Source organism: Mesorhizobium sp. WSM4841 (assembly GCF_055811515.1).
The window spans coordinates 47322-61724 of sequence record NZ_JBVVQC010000025.1 but is presented as its reverse complement, the minus strand read 5'-3'; the positions used below and the strand labels follow the sequence as shown (position 1 = coordinate 61724).

Annotated in this window: 15 protein-coding genes and 3 pseudogenes; 10 read left to right on the top strand and 8 right to left on the bottom strand. The window is 61.6% G+C overall.

Annotated features, from left to right (window positions below; genetic code table 11):
• Window positions 1-35: 35 nt before the first annotated feature.
• Window positions 36-872 carry a universal stress protein gene (locus AC0L14_RS24735; RefSeq protein ID WP_473751008.1) on the bottom strand — a complete coding sequence of 279 codons (837 nt, stop codon included), beginning with the start codon at window positions 870-872 and terminating at the stop codon, window positions 36-38.
• Between the two features lie 175 nt (window positions 873-1047).
• Between AC0L14_RS24735 and AC0L14_RS24730 the strand changes: the two genes are divergently transcribed.
• Both AC0L14_RS24730 and AC0L14_RS24725 read left to right on the top strand, forming a co-directional pair.
• Window positions 1048-1446, top strand: coding sequence for a c-type cytochrome (locus AC0L14_RS24730; protein WP_473751007.1), 399 nt, complete (start codon window positions 1048-1050; stop codon window positions 1444-1446).
• A 50-nt stretch (window positions 1447-1496) separates the two neighbouring features.
• Window positions 1497-3140, top strand: a complete 1644-nt coding sequence (locus tag AC0L14_RS24725) for a bifunctional aminoglycoside phosphotransferase/ATP-binding protein (RefSeq protein WP_473751006.1) — start codon at window positions 1497-1499, stop codon at window positions 3138-3140.
• On the opposite strand, the gene AC0L14_RS24720 is transcribed toward AC0L14_RS24725, so the two are convergent.
• Window positions 3079-5760 (bottom strand): bifunctional acetate--CoA ligase family protein/GNAT family N-acetyltransferase, encoded by a 2682-nt coding sequence (locus AC0L14_RS24720; protein WP_473751005.1) that lies wholly within the window; start codon window positions 5758-5760, stop codon window positions 3079-3081. The genes AC0L14_RS24725 and AC0L14_RS24720 overlap by 62 nt on opposite strands.
• Window positions 5761-5925: 165 nt before the next feature.
• On the opposite strand from AC0L14_RS24720, the pseudogene AC0L14_RS24715 reads away from it, so the two are divergent.
• The 6 genes and pseudogenes from AC0L14_RS24715 to AC0L14_RS24690 all read left to right on the top strand — a co-directional run.
• Window positions 5926-6864, top strand: a pseudogene (locus tag AC0L14_RS24715) (HAD-IC family P-type ATPase); the annotation flags it as partial.
• Between the two features lie 161 nt (window positions 6865-7025).
• Window positions 7026-7778 carry an HAD-IC family P-type ATPase gene (locus tag AC0L14_RS24710; protein WP_473751060.1) on the top strand — a complete coding sequence of 251 codons (753 nt, stop codon included), beginning with the start codon at window positions 7026-7028 and terminating at the stop codon, window positions 7776-7778.
• A gap of 27 nt (window positions 7779-7805) precedes the next feature.
• Window positions 7806-8255 (top strand): thioredoxin TrxC, encoded by a 450-nt coding sequence (gene trxC, locus AC0L14_RS24705; RefSeq protein ID WP_473751004.1) that lies wholly within the window; start codon window positions 7806-7808, stop codon window positions 8253-8255.
• Between the two features lie 11 nt (window positions 8256-8266).
• The gene (locus AC0L14_RS24700; protein ID WP_473751003.1) at window positions 8267-9520 is read left to right on the top strand and encodes an MgtC/SapB family protein; all 1254 of its coding nucleotides are present in this window, start codon (window positions 8267-8269) and stop codon (window positions 9518-9520) included.
• A gap of 86 nt (window positions 9521-9606) precedes the next feature.
• A complete protein-coding gene (locus AC0L14_RS24695; protein ID WP_473751002.1) occupies window positions 9607-9993 on the top strand; it encodes a hypothetical protein in 387 nt (128 codons plus the stop codon).
• A gap of 28 nt (window positions 9994-10021) precedes the next feature.
• On the top strand, window positions 10022-10612 hold the full coding sequence (locus AC0L14_RS24690; protein WP_473751001.1) for an NAD(P)H-dependent oxidoreductase: 591 nt from the start codon (window positions 10022-10024) through the stop codon (window positions 10610-10612).
• Window positions 10613-10628: 16 nt separating this feature from the next.
• Here the strand turns inward: AC0L14_RS24690 and AC0L14_RS24685 are convergent.
• Window positions 10629-10850: pseudogene (locus tag AC0L14_RS24685) on the bottom strand (zinc-binding dehydrogenase); the annotation flags it as partial.
• A 287-nt stretch (window positions 10851-11137) separates the two neighbouring features.
• Between AC0L14_RS24685 and AC0L14_RS24680 the strand changes: the two are divergent.
• Window positions 11138-11473: an ArsR/SmtB family transcription factor gene (locus AC0L14_RS24680; RefSeq protein ID WP_473751000.1), complete on the top strand. Its 336-nt coding sequence runs from the start codon at window positions 11138-11140 to the stop codon at window positions 11471-11473.
• A gap of 117 nt (window positions 11474-11590) precedes the next feature.
• On the opposite strand, the pseudogene AC0L14_RS24675 reads toward AC0L14_RS24680, so the two are convergent.
• From AC0L14_RS24675 to AC0L14_RS24655, 5 genes and pseudogenes are all read right to left on the bottom strand, one after another.
• Window positions 11591-11680, bottom strand: a pseudogene (locus tag AC0L14_RS24675) (hydrolase); the annotation flags it as partial.
• A gap of 21 nt (window positions 11681-11701) precedes the next feature.
• The gene (locus tag AC0L14_RS24670; RefSeq protein ID WP_473751059.1) at window positions 11702-12136 is read right to left on the bottom strand and encodes a pyridoxamine 5'-phosphate oxidase family protein; all 435 of its coding nucleotides are present in this window, start codon (window positions 12134-12136) and stop codon (window positions 11702-11704) included.
• Window positions 12137-12313: 177 nt separating this feature from the next.
• Window positions 12314-12841 (bottom strand): flavodoxin domain-containing protein, encoded by a 528-nt coding sequence (locus tag AC0L14_RS24665; protein ID WP_473750999.1) that lies wholly within the window; start codon window positions 12839-12841, stop codon window positions 12314-12316.
• A gap of 118 nt (window positions 12842-12959) precedes the next feature.
• Window positions 12960-13424 (bottom strand): Hsp20/alpha crystallin family protein, encoded by a 465-nt coding sequence (locus AC0L14_RS24660; protein WP_473750998.1) that lies wholly within the window; start codon window positions 13422-13424, stop codon window positions 12960-12962.
• Window positions 13417-13836 carry an Hsp20/alpha crystallin family protein gene (locus tag AC0L14_RS24655; protein WP_473750997.1) on the bottom strand — a complete coding sequence of 140 codons (420 nt, stop codon included), beginning with the start codon at window positions 13834-13836 and terminating at the stop codon, window positions 13417-13419. Before AC0L14_RS24655 ends, AC0L14_RS24660 begins: the two co-directional genes overlap by 8 nt.
• Window positions 13837-14110: 274 nt before the next feature.
• Here AC0L14_RS24655 and AC0L14_RS24650 point away from each other — a divergent pair, with 274 nt between their 5' ends.
• Window positions 14111-14299, top strand: a complete 189-nt coding sequence (locus AC0L14_RS24650) for a hypothetical protein (protein WP_473750996.1) — start codon at window positions 14111-14113, stop codon at window positions 14297-14299.
• Window positions 14300-14403 lie beyond the last annotated feature (104 nt).

Sequence of the window (14403 nt, the reverse complement as noted above, 5' to 3'; positions counted from 1 at the left end):
TTTTTTGTGATGTTCCCTTTTCTGGCTTTCAATTGCTACCGCGCCATCAGGACAGGCAGCGATGGATCCTCGAGCATCGACTTGGTGACGCCGCCGAAGATCCGCTCGCGCAGCCGCGAATGCCCGTAGGCGCCCATGACCAGCAGGTCGGCGGCGACATCAATTGCGTGCTGGCGAAGCACGTCGGCAACGGAACGGTTCGCACTCGGCAAGCGGTCGACCGTGACTTTCACCCCATGCCGGGCAAGATAGGCTGCAGCATCGGCTCCCGGTTCGGCCCCGTGGTGGGTTTCACCCTCGACAGGATCGACCAGGACAAGATGCACTTCTTCGGCGCGGATCAGCATGTCGAGCGACTCGCGAAGGGCGCGCGAAGACTCCAGACGGGAATCCCATGCGACCATCACGCATTTCGGCTTCAGCGTCGGCCGCGAACCTTGGGGGACAAGCAGCAAAGGCTTTCCAGAGGAAAATAATGCGCCCTCGATCACTTTGCTTTTCAGCGTCTCGCCGGCAAGCACTTCCGGTCCCACAATGGTGATATCGGCATAGCGGGCGCGGCGACCTACGGTTTCGTCGGCCCAACTGGCTTCCGGATATGCGCTGACAGTATCAGCCGAAAGTGCGCGACCAGCCAGGAACGCCGACACGGCCGCCGTTGTCTTCTTCAGGGCCTTCTCATCTGCCTGGCGCTCCTTCAGCCAGTCTTCTGAAACGATCGCGGCAAACTCTCCAACCGGCGGTGGCGCGGCGAGCACCACCACGAGAGCAGCGAGGTGCGCACCGACCTCCTCGCAAAGGCCAGCAGCGAGGTGCAGATCGCCGTCGCTCATGCCTGGTTCCGTGACCGTGAGTATCGTCTTGAATGACATCGCAGTGCTCCTGACTCTGAGTTTGGCTTCAATCGTGCCTGCAACCGTAACGAGACGGGCCGCGGCGCTCATTGCGCTGAATCAAAGATCACGTTCGGCGCGCCCATTTGATCCGGATCAACGGCGGTGCGCACCGAGGTAGTAAGGTTCAGCCAATCAATCGGTGGACACGAAAATGAAGTTTTTGATCGCTGCAGTTTTCACAAGCTTGGCTCTCAATGCGTCAACGGCGCAGGAAATGAGCTACGGCCAGGCGGAATACCTGAACTCCTGCGCGGTCTGCCATGGTGTCGACGGCAAAGGTGATGGCCCCCTGGGCGACGAGCTGGTGAAGCGCCCGGCCGACCTGACGCGTCTGTCGAAAAGGAATGGTGGCGAATTTCCGTATTGGCGCGTCTTTGCCATGATCGACGGCCGCACCATGGTGCCGGAGCACGGCGAGCGCGACATGCCGGTCTGGGGCCGGCAATTCCTTCCGGATGACGTGAAGAAGTACGGCCCAAGCGCCGGAGAAATCGTCACCACGGAACGCATCCATAACCTGGCCGGTTATGTCCAGACACTGCAGCGGTAGGCATCGGGCTCGGCAAGGTTTTCGCATCGCGGGCTCAAGGAGGCAGAACCATGATCGTTGAAAACCAGGAAGCCGTGGTCGCGCTACTGCTCGATCCCGCCACGTATGGCGAGAGTGGACCGGTAGAGGCGATCGAGACCCATATTTCGCGTATCTTCCTGGTTGGCGAACACGCCTACAAGATGAAGCGAGCGGTCAAGTTGCCCTATGTCGATTTCTCGACACCGGCACTCAGGCTCGCCGCTTGTGAGAAGGAGGTTGAACTCAACTCGAAAACGGCACCTGGCCTTTATCTGGGCGTGCGGCGCATTACGCGAGAGGCCGCAGGCAAGCTTGCCCTCGATGGCTCGGGAGAACTGGTCGATGCAGCGATCAAAATGGTTCGCTTCGACCAATCGAAGCTCCTCGATCGGATGGCAATCGCCGGCGAACTGACGCCTGCGCTGATGACGGCGACTGCGCGCATGATCGTGCACTATCATCGCGGCGTACCGGAAATCCGCAATGGCAGTGGCGCCTCTAACCTTGCTGGCGTGCTCGACATCAACGAGGCCGGCTTTGCCACCAGCCATGTCTTCGGCAAGGCCGAGGTCGCGACCTTTGCCGAGGCCTTCCGTACCGCGCTTGCCCGGCATTCCGGATTGCTCGACCGTCGCGAAGCCGCTGGCAAGATCCGCCGGTGCCATGGCGATCTGCATCTGCGCAATATCTGTCTCTTTGACGGCGAGCCCCGGCTTTTCGACTGCATCGAATTCAACGACCAGATCGCGACTGTCGATGTGCTCTACGACCTTGCATTCCTGTTGATGGACCTGTGGCATCGCGGTTTTCCGGAGTTCTCCAATCTTGTGATGAATCGCTATCTCGACGAAGCCGACGATGAGGATGGCTTTGCCCTTCTGCCCTTCTTCATGGCGGTTCGGGCTGCTGTGCGCGCGCATGTCACCGCGACGCAGGTCGAAGAAGGCAGTGCCGATTCCGACAAATTGATTGCCGAGGCCAGATCCTATTTCGAGCTTGCCCGAACGTTTCTCCAGGAAACCTCGCCGCGACTCGTTGCGATCGGCGGCTTGAGTGGTTCCGGGAAGACGACCGTTGCGGAGGCCCTCGCCGCCCGCGTCGGTGCGCCGCCCGGCGCGCGCATTGTCGAAAGCGACCGTATTCGCAAAGCGATGCATGGCGTTCCTGCAGAAACGAGGCTGCCGGACAAGGCCTATCGACCGGGAGTATCGGAACGCGTCTATCGACAAATGGCATGGCGGGCCGGTTTGATCCTTTCCGAAGGCGGGTCGGTGGTCGCCGATGCTGTGTTCGACAGGCCAGCCGATCGAAGCCGGATCGAGAAGACGGCAAGCGACAGGAACGTCTCATTCTCTGGATTCTGGCTGCAAGCTGATCCACTTGTTCTTTGGCAACGGGTCAGCGAGCGCATCGGTGGTCCTTCCGACGCCACCATCGATATCCTCTCGCGGCAATTGCAGCGAAATGCCACCCAGTCCAGCTGGCGCAAGGTCAACGCCGATCGGAAGCTTGCCGACATCGTCGCGGAATTGCGAAAGTCTCGGAAGGAGATGCTTTCGAACCGGGGCTACCCCTTCGCTCAGCCTCGTGACGGCGGCAGGGTGATCGACCTCAACGGAGGTCGAGCCTTGCCTCGAGAAGGCCGGGTTCGCTCGGATGATGCGCTACCTTGAAGCCGAATTCGCGGCACATGGTAAGCATCTTGCTGTTCTCGCTGAGCACGATGCCTTCGATCCGACCGATCCCATCGGCCTTTGCATAATCGACGATCTGTCTGAGCAATTCCCAACCGAGGCCATGACCCTGCAGATCCGTGCGCACCAGCAAGGCGTATTCGGCAGCGAAGCGGTCCGGATCGCAGGAAAGCCGACTGATGCCCGCCAGCGCGCCAGTGCTAGTCTCCAAAGCGACGAAAGCCATGTTGCGGTCGTAGTCGAGCTGGGTGAGCCGCTTCAGCATCTGGTCGGAGAAGCTTTTGCGCGGCGACAGAAACCGCAGGCGCAGATCGTCCGGAGAAATTCCGGCAAGGAATTCCGGATAGAGCGCGATGTCGGCCGGTTTGATCGGCCGGATGTGAAAGTGCGCGCCGCCCGCCGCAAAGTCCCTGTCCCAGCCAGACGGGTAAGGCCTGATGGCGAGCGCTGGGTTCGGCCCCGGCTCGTCCACGCGATCCTGCTCGATCTCGATGCGGGCATCGAGTGCGATCACGCCATCGGCATCAGCGAGCAACGGATTGACGTCCATGGCGACGAGGCAGGGAAAGTCGACGATCAGCTGCGACAGGCCGTTGAGCGCAGCAGTGATTGCACCACGATCGGCCGGCTGGCGGTCGCGGAACCCGGCAAGCAGGCGGCCGATCCGCGTTTGGTCGATCAGGTCGCCGGCAAGAACGTCGTCGAGCGGCGGCAGCGCGATCGCCGTATCGTCCATCACCTCGACCGCCACGCCGCCGGCGCCGAACATGATTGTGGGGCCGAAGATCGGATCCCGGTTCATGCCGAGGATGAGTTCCTGCGCCTGTTTTCGCACCACCATCGGCTGAACGGCGTAGCCTTCAATGTCGGCTTTCGGTGCGTGCTTGCGCACCCGCGCCTCGATCGAGCGTGCGGCCTCCCCGACGGCCGCGGCGGTGGCAATGTTGAGTACCACCCCGCCAATGTCCGACTTGTGCGAGATCGTCTTGGACAGCAGCTTGACCACGACGTGCTCGGACGTCTTGAGGAGCCGGTCGGCCGCAATCTCCGCTTCGGCAGGAGATTTTGCGACGATCGTCTCGGGCACCGGAATGCCGTAGGCGGAAATCGCCGCCTTGGCTTCCGGCTCGGTCAGCATTCGCCGGCCTTCCTTGGCAACCTGCCTGAATATTGCAAGCACGGATTCGCGGTCGCTCGCGGTGTCCTCGCTGCTGCTCGACGGCGTGCGCATCAGCGCGCGTTGGGCTCGCGACCATTCGCTCAGGTAGGAGACTGCCTTTGCGGCATCCGCAGGCGTCTCGAAACTGGCAATGCCAGCATCCTGAAGGATCAGCCGCCCGGCGCGCGCCGTATGCTCCCCGAGCCAACAGGTGAGGACCGGTTTTCGGCCGATTTTCCCATCGCCGGTGAGCTCGACCACCGCGCTTGCTGCATCAAGTGGCGAGCCTAGCCCCGTTGGGCAATTCATCACCAGGACGACATCTGTTCCCGGATCGGCCGCGACCGCTTCAACGGCGGCCTTGTATCGCGCTGGCGGAGCATCACCAATGATGTCTACCGGATTGGCATGCGACCAGGTGGGCGGCAGCACAGCGTTCAGGCGCGTTATGGTCACCGGTGAAAACTCGGCCAGTTCGCCCTTGCAGTCGATGAGTTGATCGACGGCCAACACGCCTGCCCCGCCGCCATTGGTGATGATGCCGACGCGGGCTCGTTCGAGCGGAGCGAAGCGAGCAGTCGTTTCGGCAGCATCGAAGAGCTCTGCCAGGTCTTTGACGCGCAGGATGCCGGCACGCAGCAATGCCGCATCTACCGCGCGATCGGCACCCGATAGTGCGCCGGTGTGGGTCGCAGCAGCCTTCGCCGATTGCTCGTGCCGGCCCGACTTGATCGCGATCACCGGCTTGATGCGCGCCGCAGCACGTGCGGCCGAGATGAACTTGCGCGGATCGGGAATGGTTTCGAGATACATCACAATGGCGCGCGTGCGCGCATCGCCCGCCAACATGTCGAGACAGTCTCCGACATCGACATCCGCCATATCGCCGAGAGAGACGATCTGCGAGAAGCCGACATTGTTCTGCGCCGCCCAGTCGATCAGCGAAGTCGCGATGGCGCCGGATTGCGACAGCAACGCGATATTGCCTGGCCTGGCTGCCATATGCGCGAACCCGGCATTGAGCTTCACTGGCGGGATCATCAGGCCCAGCGTGTTCGGCCCGATGATGCGGAAAAGGGTGGGCTTGGCGGCGTCGAGCATCGCCTGGCGCAATCCGTTCTCGCGCGTCAGCCCAGCGGTGATGACGACTGCTGCCCGCGTGCCCTTGTCCCCGAGTTCGCGCACGATACCGGGAACCGTCTCGGGTGGCGTTACGATCACACCCAGATCGGGAATACCTGGCAGATCTGCCACCTTCGGATAGCAGCGCCGACCCGCCACTTCAGTGTATTTCGGATTGACCGGCCAGATCTCGCCCTCGAAGCCGCCGCTGACAATGTTGTCGAAGACGACACGGCCGACAGAGCCGTCGCGCACCGATGCGCCGAACACGGCAACCGACTTGGGGGCGAACGCATGTTCGAGATTCCGGATCGTCACCCCTGCTTCTCCCGTTCGTGGCGATAGTCGCCAATCGATCTTGCCCGTTCATTGCGTTGGATCAAAGCCTCCTCCGGTCATCGCGATTATCTGTTGCGCGGGTTCGACGCGAGCGCCAGTGCCCGCGGAAATCGCGCAAGCATCGATCAAATCGGAAAGCATCGTATGAACGAGTCCGTCCTGCGCCGCGCCTTGCTGGTCATCGCTATCCTTGGCTTGGCCATCGGAATCGGCGTTTGGAGAACCGGTCTTGGCCCCATTGATGCGGGCACGATCTGGACGGCGGCGACCTTGCCTGTAGTGGCTGCGCTTGCCATTTCCATATTGCGCGATTTCTGGATCGGCCGCTTCGGCGTCGACGCCATAGCACTGGTATCGATGTCTGCGGCCCTTTTGCTGGGCCAACCCCTTGCCGCAATAGTGGTGGCGATCATGTATGCCGGCGGCACGGTGCTTGAGGATTTCGCCCGCGGGCGCGCGGAGCGCAACCTCAAGGCACTGACAGACAGATCGCCGCGCGTTGCGCACCGGAAGTCGACACAAGGAACAGAAGCCATCGCTGTCGAGGACGTCACCGTCGGCGACCACCTGCTCGTGCGCGCTGGTGAGTTGCTGCCTGTCGACGGGATCCTGCTAGACGCTTCGGCCTCACTCGACGAGTCCGCGGTGACTGGCGAACCTTTGCCGGAACGGCGCAGCGCCGGCGATCTGTTGCGCAGCGGCACCGTCAATGCGGGCGAGGCTTTCAGCATGCGGGCTTCTGCCCTATCCGAACAAAGCACCTACGCAGCGATCGTCCGCATGGTTGCGGCGGCGCAGACAGCGAAAGCCCCCTTTATCCGGATGGCCGACCGTTTCGCCCTGTTCCTGCTCCCTGTCACGTTGCTGGTTTCCGGCATCGCCTGGTACGTCTCCGGCGACCCTATCAGAGCGCTCGCCGTCCTGGTGGTCGCAACACCTTGTCCGCTCATCCTCGCCGCCCCAGTTGCTTTCATTGGCGGCGTGTCACGCGCCTCGCATGGTGGCATCCTGATGAAGGGCTCTGCGGCACTGGAGGCCCTTGCGCTGGCTCGGACCGCGATCTTCGACAAAACCGGCACCTTGACCATCGGAGGCGCCGAGCTGATCGAAATCGACGTGGCACCCGGCCGCGACCCGGACGAGCTTTTGCGACTGTTGGCATCGCTGGAACAGGCCTCGCACCATGTGCTCGCCGACTCGATCGCCCGAGCGGCGCGCGCTAGGCACCTGCTACTCTCGCATCCGTGCGATGTTCGCGAGTACCGTGGGGCCGGCCTGAAGGGGGAGGTCGAAAACGTGTCGATCGCGGCGGGCTCGCGGCATCTCGTGCTTGCCCACAAAACGCTGCCGACCTGGGCGAGAAGCGGCGAAGACCGGTACCGGGACGAGCCGGTGCTGAGGGTCTTTGTTACGCTTGGCAAGCGCCTTGCCGGTGTTTTACGTTCGGGGACGCCTTGCAAGTGGACGCACGCGATACGTTGGGCGAACTTCGGCAGGCAGGCATCCAGCGTGTCGTCATGCTTACAGGCGACGACAGCGTGGCCGCCGAGCGCATTTCCCGCTTGCTCGACCTCGATGTGGTCGTCGCCAATGCCACCCCCGCCGAAAAGGTCGCGGCGGTCGAGGTCGAGAAAGCGCAGGCCCCCACAATGATGGTCGGCGACGGTATCAACGATGCCCCTGCCCTCGCCGCCGCGACGGTCGGTGTTGCCATGGGTGCACGCGGTGCAACGGCCTCCTCCGAGGCGGCCGACGTCATCATACTGGCCGACAGGTTGCGGCCGGTCGCCGAAGCGATGCGGATTGCCCAACGCACCCGCGCGATTGCCCTGCAGAGCATCATCGCCGGGCTGGCGCTCTCGGCCTTGGCGATGGTTGCTGCAGCCATGGGGCAGATCACGCCAGTGGCAGGCGCATTGCTGCAGGAGGGGATCGACGTTGCGGTCATCCTTAACGCGCTGCGCACTCTTGGCGATGGACGTCTCGGGCGCGCATAGTAGACGACAGCAAATCGGTGAATGGCCATGGCACAGCAGGATCTTGTGGTTTGCAGCGAGTGTGGCGGGGTCAACCGTCTGCCGCAGGCCCGCAAAGCCTTGGAGGCAAAATGTGGAAAATGCGGCGCCAGACTGTTTTCGGGACACCCGCAAGACGTCGACGCTGAGATTTTCGATCGTCAGATCACGCGCAGCAGCCTTCCCGTTATGGTCGACATCTGGGCGCCCTGGTGTGGCCCCTGCCAGATGATGGCGCCGGCTTACGAGGCGGCGGCCAACGAACTGGAACCACATGTCCGCCTGATCAAGCTCAACTCCGACAAGGAACAGGCCGTTTCGGCAAACTTCGGCATTCGCGGCATCCCGACGATGATCCTCTTCCATGGTGGGCGTGAAATTGCGCGCACATCCGGCGCAATGACGGCGGGGCAGATCGTCAGATGGGTTCGCGACCGTCTGCCAACTGTCGCCGCCTGAGGCCGGCAACCATGGATACGCTCATCGCCCGGCTTGGACTGGCCCTGGCAATCGGTCTCCTCGTCGGATTGGAGCGCGGCTGGCGCGAGCGGGACGCCCCGGATCGCAGCCGGACAGCCGGCATTCGCACGTTCGGCATATCCGGCCTGCTCGGCGGCATTTTGGCAGCGCTGGCCAATGCGCTCGGTGCGGTATCCGTGCTCGTCGGCGGGTTCATCGCCTTTGCTGCAATCTTTGCCTGGTACAAGGCGCGCGAGGCGGTGCATGACGAGGATTTCAGCGTTACGAGCGTTATTGCGGGCCTCGGCGTGTTCGCGCTCGGCGCGCTTTCGGTCGCCGGTGACTATCGAGCCGCTTCTGCCGGAGGAGCAGCACTCGCGGCGGTCCTCGCGAGTCGCGATATCCTGCACGGCCTTCTGAAGCGACTGACCTGGGTCGAGCTCCGTTCGGCCCTGATCCTGGCGGTGATCACGGCGATTGTTCTACCCCTGCTGCCAAACCGGACGATGGACCCTTGGGGCGGGTTCAATCCCTGGGAGGTCTGGTTCCTGACGGTCCTGATGGCGTCGATTTCTTTCGCTGGCTATGTCGCCGTCCGCGTCCTGGGAAACACGCGCGGTCTGCTCGTCAGTTCGCTCGCTGGTGCAGTCGTTTCTTCCACCGCCGTAACTATGGCGCTTGCGCGCAGAGCCGCGTCCGCCGGCAATCCGCTGCCGCTCGCAGGCGCGGCTTCGCTGGGTGCGATGGTTTCAATACTGCGCGTCTGCGCTGTGGTGCTGGTCCTCGAGCCAAGCGTGTTTGGAGCGGTGGCCATTCCTGCTATTGGCGCGGCGCTCGCCTTTGCCGTCTGCGGCGCATTCATGTTGGCTCACAACGACGGAAAACGCGAAAAAGGCGCGATAGCTCGCAATCCATTCGAATTAGGTCCCTTGCTGCTCTTTGCCTTGCTCTTCGCGGTTGTCGCGACCGCGAGTGCGGCATTGGCGGCTCAATTCGGCGGCCGCGGCTTGCTGGCGACCTCAGCGCTTGCGGGAACGTTCGATGTCGATGTCTCGGTGCTCAGCGCGTTGCGCCTGGTAAAGCATTCGGTCCCCGTCGCGACGATAGGTCAGGCAGTGCTGGCGGCGCTGGCGGCAAACGCGATCGGCCGCCTGTCGCTGGCGGTATTTGCCGGGCCCGTCAGGTTCTGGTTGCCTTTGGCCGGTGCAACCCTGCTTGCAGTGATCACCGGGTATCTCGCCACGATCCTGCTGCCGAACGTCTAGGCGCGGTCAAACTCTCCAGCTTCTTTGATGCGGATCAAGGTCAGGCTCAACCGCCACGCTATCAAACTCCGTGAAAGGAGTTTGCCATGACCAGCTTGAACGACCTCACCTCGAAATTCCGCAATATCCGGCTGCTGCTTGCCCGCGAAAGGGGGCATCCGGAGGGTGATCGCGAGGAAGGCTATGACGTGCTTGTTCCGCTGACGAACGAAGGCCGGATCGATGCGGAAGAGTGGAAATCGCACAGAGCCTCCTGCCGCGTGCGCCATTTTCGCACCGGCGAGGAAGATCTGATCGGTCGGCTGCGGCGCAAGCCGGGCGGACAATGGTATTTCGACTATGCCGAAGGCGACCGCGACGACGAGATCGGTTTCCATCTTGGCGACGAGCGCTTCGTGACAGGAGAATATGTCTCGATCGCGCGGAATGGGGCCATGCATACCTACCAGGTGGCGCGGGTCGAACGGCCTTAGCGGCTGGCAAGTAGCATTGGAGAAAGCCATGTCGCGGCGCATCCTTGTTGTGATCGGCCATCCCGACCCATCTGCGGACCGGCTCTGCCGCGGTCTTGCGAGGGCCTATGCCGAAGGCGCGGAGCCTTCCGGGCATGCCGTCCGCCAGGTCGATCTCGCAGCAATTGATTTTCCGATGCTGCGGACCATGCAGGAATTCGAACACGGCGCGGTCCCCGACAGCCTGAAGGAGGCCGCCGAAGCGATCCTATGGGCTGAGCACATTGTCTTTGTCTTTCCACTCTGGCTCGGCACGATGCCCGCGCTGCTCAAGGCATTTCTGGAACAGGTCATGCGGCCGGGAACTGCCTTTGCCTACGCGGACAAGGGTGGGCGCTTGCCCAGGACACTGCTTCGCGGTCGCTCCGCTCGGGTCGTCGTGACGATGGGCATGCCGTCCTTTGTCTACCGGCTTTGGTTCCTCAGCCACGGCATCGCCGGCATGCGGCGGAGCGTTCTGCGTTTTGCCGGCATCAATCCGGTGCGCGAGACCTTGTTTGGCATGGTTGCCGGCAGCAGTGACGCGACCCGGGCGAAATGGATCGGGCAGATGCGCAAACTCGGTCAGTTGGCCAGATAGCGTCCGTTGAGCGTTGTCACGGGACCAGGACGGCTGCGCCGGTCAATCTCCCGGAGCGCAGATCGTCCAGCGCCTGATTGGCCTGTTCCAGCGGATAGACCTCTGTATGCGTGCGAACCTTTGCACTCGTCGCGATGGGGAAAAACTCTTCTGCATCGCGGCGCGTCAGGTTTGCGACCGACACCAGTTCACGCTCCTCCCAGAGTAGGCCATAAGGCATCGCTGGAATGTCGCTCAAGCACCATTGCTCTCATGAGGGCTCCCAATCCTTCCGCACGGAAGAAGGAGTGGACCGCATCCGCTCCCTTAACATCCCGGCATTTCAGCCGATCGTAGTAAGATCTTCGACCATGTGCACGCCGGGGGCAGCCCAGGCAGCCCGTTCCGTTGGCACTCCTCACGGCCCAACTGTGGACCTTGCAAAGTCTGCCGTCATGATCTGCGTGCGGCATCGATCCGTCGGCTTGACAGGAACCAGGGTCGAACTATTATTATTTGTAACTCTTAATATGATCATGTGTTCATATGCGCAATATAAAAATCACTGAACTGGACGCGATGGCGCGGGAAGCGTCCGAACTTCTAGCGGCGATGGCCAACGAGAAGCGCCTGATGATCCTGTGCCACCTGCTGGACGGCGAGACGAGCGTCAACGAACTGGCCGAACTGGTGGCGATGAACCAGTCGGCGCTGTCACAGCAATTGGCTAAGCTGCGGGCGCTGAAACTGGTCGATACCCGCCGCGACGCGCAGCAGGTTTACTACCGGCTGGCTTCAGCCGAGGTCGAGCGCATCCTGCAGACGCTCTATGGCATCTATTGCGACCCGAAGACGAAGACGACGAAGATCAGGTCCAGGTGACTTCGCAACACCGCCATGACCAAAAAATGTCGAGTGAGAAGCGCCCCGATGGCGCGTGCAATGGCTGACTGGCCGACTCTGGCGAATGCAGCTCAGATAGCGTCTCCAGGTCGCGCCTCAAATGGCCGCAATGCCAACAACATAGTTCTTCCCATAGGCTTTGGCCCATTTCGGGCATGTCGTGTAGAAGAAATAAACGTCGCCTGGCTCATAACTAGACTGGGCCGGTCAGACGAGGGCACGGCGGCCAGTGATCTTCTCGATGTTGATGCGGAGGAAGAGGTGAGGCGGACTGGCCACCTTGTCCTCGGAGTGGGGTGTCTCGCTGCCAGGTTCCCACCAGTTGGGGCGCGCTTTCTGCAACAGCGACCATGCATGGTCGCGCTCATTCTGCCGGGGGCCCGCTTCGGAGAGTTCTTCGTAGCGACCGAAGGCAATGACACTCCACCAGCTGCGAGGGCTGCGAATCTCGTCGACTTCGAAGCAAACCTGAGGATGTCCCCGCATCGCCCAGACCTTGTGACCAATCAGGGAGAAGCTGTAGATGTGGCCGTCTTCGTAAACGAAGCTGACTGGCACGACGTACGGCATCCCGTCTCTTACGCAAGCGAGGTGCCCGACCCTGCTCGCGGCCAGATGCATCCTGCATTCTTGGGCGGTCATCTCACTGATGGTCACGCGACTCCCCCTGGTGAAAGAGCCAGCTTCGCTCTGTGCATCTCGATGCCGCTGAAGCGGACTTCTTGCTTCCACTGGATTCGCGATCGCCCGCGGAGAGGCTCATGTTTCCACCTTGGTCGGCGATAAGCGAGAATTGCCATCACATCGTGGGCTGATCATCTAGCCGGCCGTCTCAAGAAATCGATCAGCGAAGTCGGCGAGGGCGTTCCAGTCAGTGAATTCGTGATCGCGCTCGGGGCTCGGATCGCCGCTCTTCATGACGACGAATTTGACGAACTGCTCCTGGAAGTAATCGTACTTGGTGAAGCGCAAAGCACCCCCGAGAAGGAGGGTCATGCGTGGTTGCCACCCTGTCACGGAGACGAAGCGATCCACGTAGTTTTGCGCTTCCGTCTTTTGGTCTTCCAGCGCCGCCGACAGACTGACGGATATGAGAGCTGAAGGCTTAGTGTTCAGCAGTTCGTGATGGGCAAACACGAAGTTCGTGACGATTTCCTGGTGGTGCTCCTGATGGACCGACGCGGCAATGACGAACGCGTCGAAGGGTCCGAGCTTCAAATCGGATGCGAGCGCTGCGCTATCTTGCAGCTCGACTTGGTGCCCGCGCTCGCGAATATGCGTTGTCGTCCGTGCGGCAATTTTCCGCGTCTGCCCTTCGGTCGTTCCATAGACAATCAGGATATTCACGATATCCCTCCGAAAACAGCGCCCACGTCGGTTGCCGAGAGGACGACCCGGCGAGAGTCATGGAGTAGGCTCTGCTAACTACTGGCGATCGCGGCGTCTGCGCAATCTTCCTCGACCGTCAGGAAACCGATCTAACCTCGATCCGCTTTGCCGCTGCCTCCGGAGCTCTCGGGATGGCGAGGTGAAGCACACCGTCCTTCATGTTAGCCTCAATTCCATCGATGTCGAAATCCCCGGAGAGAGTGAACTGCCGCTCGAAATCGCCGACCTCATACTCGCGATAGGCCTGGCTGTAGCCCTCGGGCGTATCCTCTTCGACGCGGCCATAGATCGACAGCACCCGCTTCTCCAACGTGACCTCCAAACCCTCCGGGCTGACGCCGGGCAGATCCGCAACGACGACAAGGCCCATTTCAGTTTCGTAGATGTCAACCCGTGGTACGAAGACCAGCTTCTCATGGGTCCGTTCGCCCGCGTCCTGCTCCGCGGACAACTTGCCCTCCAACTCCGGTTGGCTAGTCGGCGTGGCCCTGGACTGCTTGCTCCCCTTCGTTCCCGCACTCGTGGTCTCTCGCTTAGCCATGACCCGGCTCCTTGCTCGCCTTCACGTTAATGCGCTTGGGCTTGTCCTCTTCGGCCCGAGGAAGATCCAGAGTTAGTACGCCATTGACGAGATCCGCTTCAACCTTGTTCGGGTCGACCACAAACGGCAATGACACGGTCCGCACAAACCGGCCTTGACGACGCTCACGCCGGTGGTATCCCCGCCGGGCTTCCTCAGTTTCGGTTTGCCGCTCTCCGCTGAGCGTAACGGAATCTCTGTGAATCAAGATGTCCAAGTCTTGTGATCTTACCCCAGGCAGTTCGGCGGTGATGATGACGCCGTCCTGGTTTACGAAGGCATTCACCGCCGGGAATTCCCGTCGGCTCACTTCGTCTTGGAGGCGGCGTATGTTGCGGAAAGGATCTGCGCCGAATAGCATTCGTGCGATCATTGTCTCCTCCTCGGAAAGCCGCGCCGCAAGGCCCTCGGGTTCCCTCGATGTACAGCAGGGCCATCCCCGCTCTTCACCGCCCAATCGGCGGTGCGCCATAGAGCGACGAGTACCGAGCCCGCGGCTCCCACCTTCCAGCTCTGAACTTAACTCCAGAGTCGCCTAGGTGGTGCCGCAGGTTCGCCCATCATGTTTCACTGGCAATCTGGTTTACCTGCCTGGGTTCCCATTCGCTTGAACGATTCTCCATGGTGTATGGCCAGTTTGTCTCCGCATGACGATGAAGAAGAATGCACCGATGGCACTTTGTTGCTTTGATCTGAATCAATTCGAACAGCTCATTGGATGGTCCGCCCCCAATCCCCTTTCTAGTTCGAAGCTGATCGACGACCCGCAATTTGCCGTCCTTGTACAAACCATTGCCGATCTGACCGATGCCGATTTGGGTTCTCGGGGCCAATAGTCAAAGTAGAACTCCCGACCCAGTCGGAGGTTGCTGCCAGCGCGCGTTGCCGCCGGCCACTGTCTGTACCGATGCGCCTCTCGCGTCCTGGGCGCCGCCTGTGG

What these genes read in the sequence shown, in the direction of transcription:
- AC0L14_RS24670 (WP_473751059.1), bottom strand. Translation starts at nt 12,136, where the DNA reads ATGACCGCCCAAGAATGCAGGATGCATCTGGCCGCGAGCAGGGTCGGG.
- AC0L14_RS24660 (WP_473750998.1), bottom strand. Translation starts at nt 13,424, where the DNA reads ATGGCTAAGCGAGAGACCACGAGTGCGGGAACGAAGGGGAGCAAGCAG.
- AC0L14_RS24655 (WP_473750997.1), bottom strand. Translation starts at nt 13,836, where the DNA reads ATGATCGCACGAATGCTATTCGGCGCAGATCCTTTCCGCAACATACGC.
- AC0L14_RS24725 (WP_473751006.1), top strand. Translation starts at nt 1,497, where the DNA reads ATGATCGTTGAAAACCAGGAAGCCGTGGTCGCGCTACTGCTCGATCCC.
- AC0L14_RS24700 (WP_473751003.1), top strand. Translation starts at nt 8,267, where the DNA reads ATGGATACGCTCATCGCCCGGCTTGGACTGGCCCTGGCAATCGGTCTC.
- AC0L14_RS24650 (WP_473750996.1), top strand. Translation starts at nt 14,111, where the DNA reads ATGACGATGAAGAAGAATGCACCGATGGCACTTTGTTGCTTTGATCTG.
- AC0L14_RS24695 (WP_473751002.1), top strand. Translation starts at nt 9,607, where the DNA reads ATGACCAGCTTGAACGACCTCACCTCGAAATTCCGCAATATCCGGCTG.
- AC0L14_RS24690 (WP_473751001.1), top strand. Translation starts at nt 10,022, where the DNA reads ATGTCGCGGCGCATCCTTGTTGTGATCGGCCATCCCGACCCATCTGCG.
- trxC (WP_473751004.1), top strand. Translation starts at nt 7,806, where the DNA reads ATGGCACAGCAGGATCTTGTGGTTTGCAGCGAGTGTGGCGGGGTCAAC.
- AC0L14_RS24680 (WP_473751000.1), top strand. Translation starts at nt 11,138, where the DNA reads ATGCGCAATATAAAAATCACTGAACTGGACGCGATGGCGCGGGAAGCG.
- AC0L14_RS24735 (WP_473751008.1), bottom strand. Translation starts at nt 872, where the DNA reads ATGTCATTCAAGACGATACTCACGGTCACGGAACCAGGCATGAGCGAC.
- AC0L14_RS24730 (WP_473751007.1), top strand. Translation starts at nt 1,048, where the DNA reads ATGAAGTTTTTGATCGCTGCAGTTTTCACAAGCTTGGCTCTCAATGCG.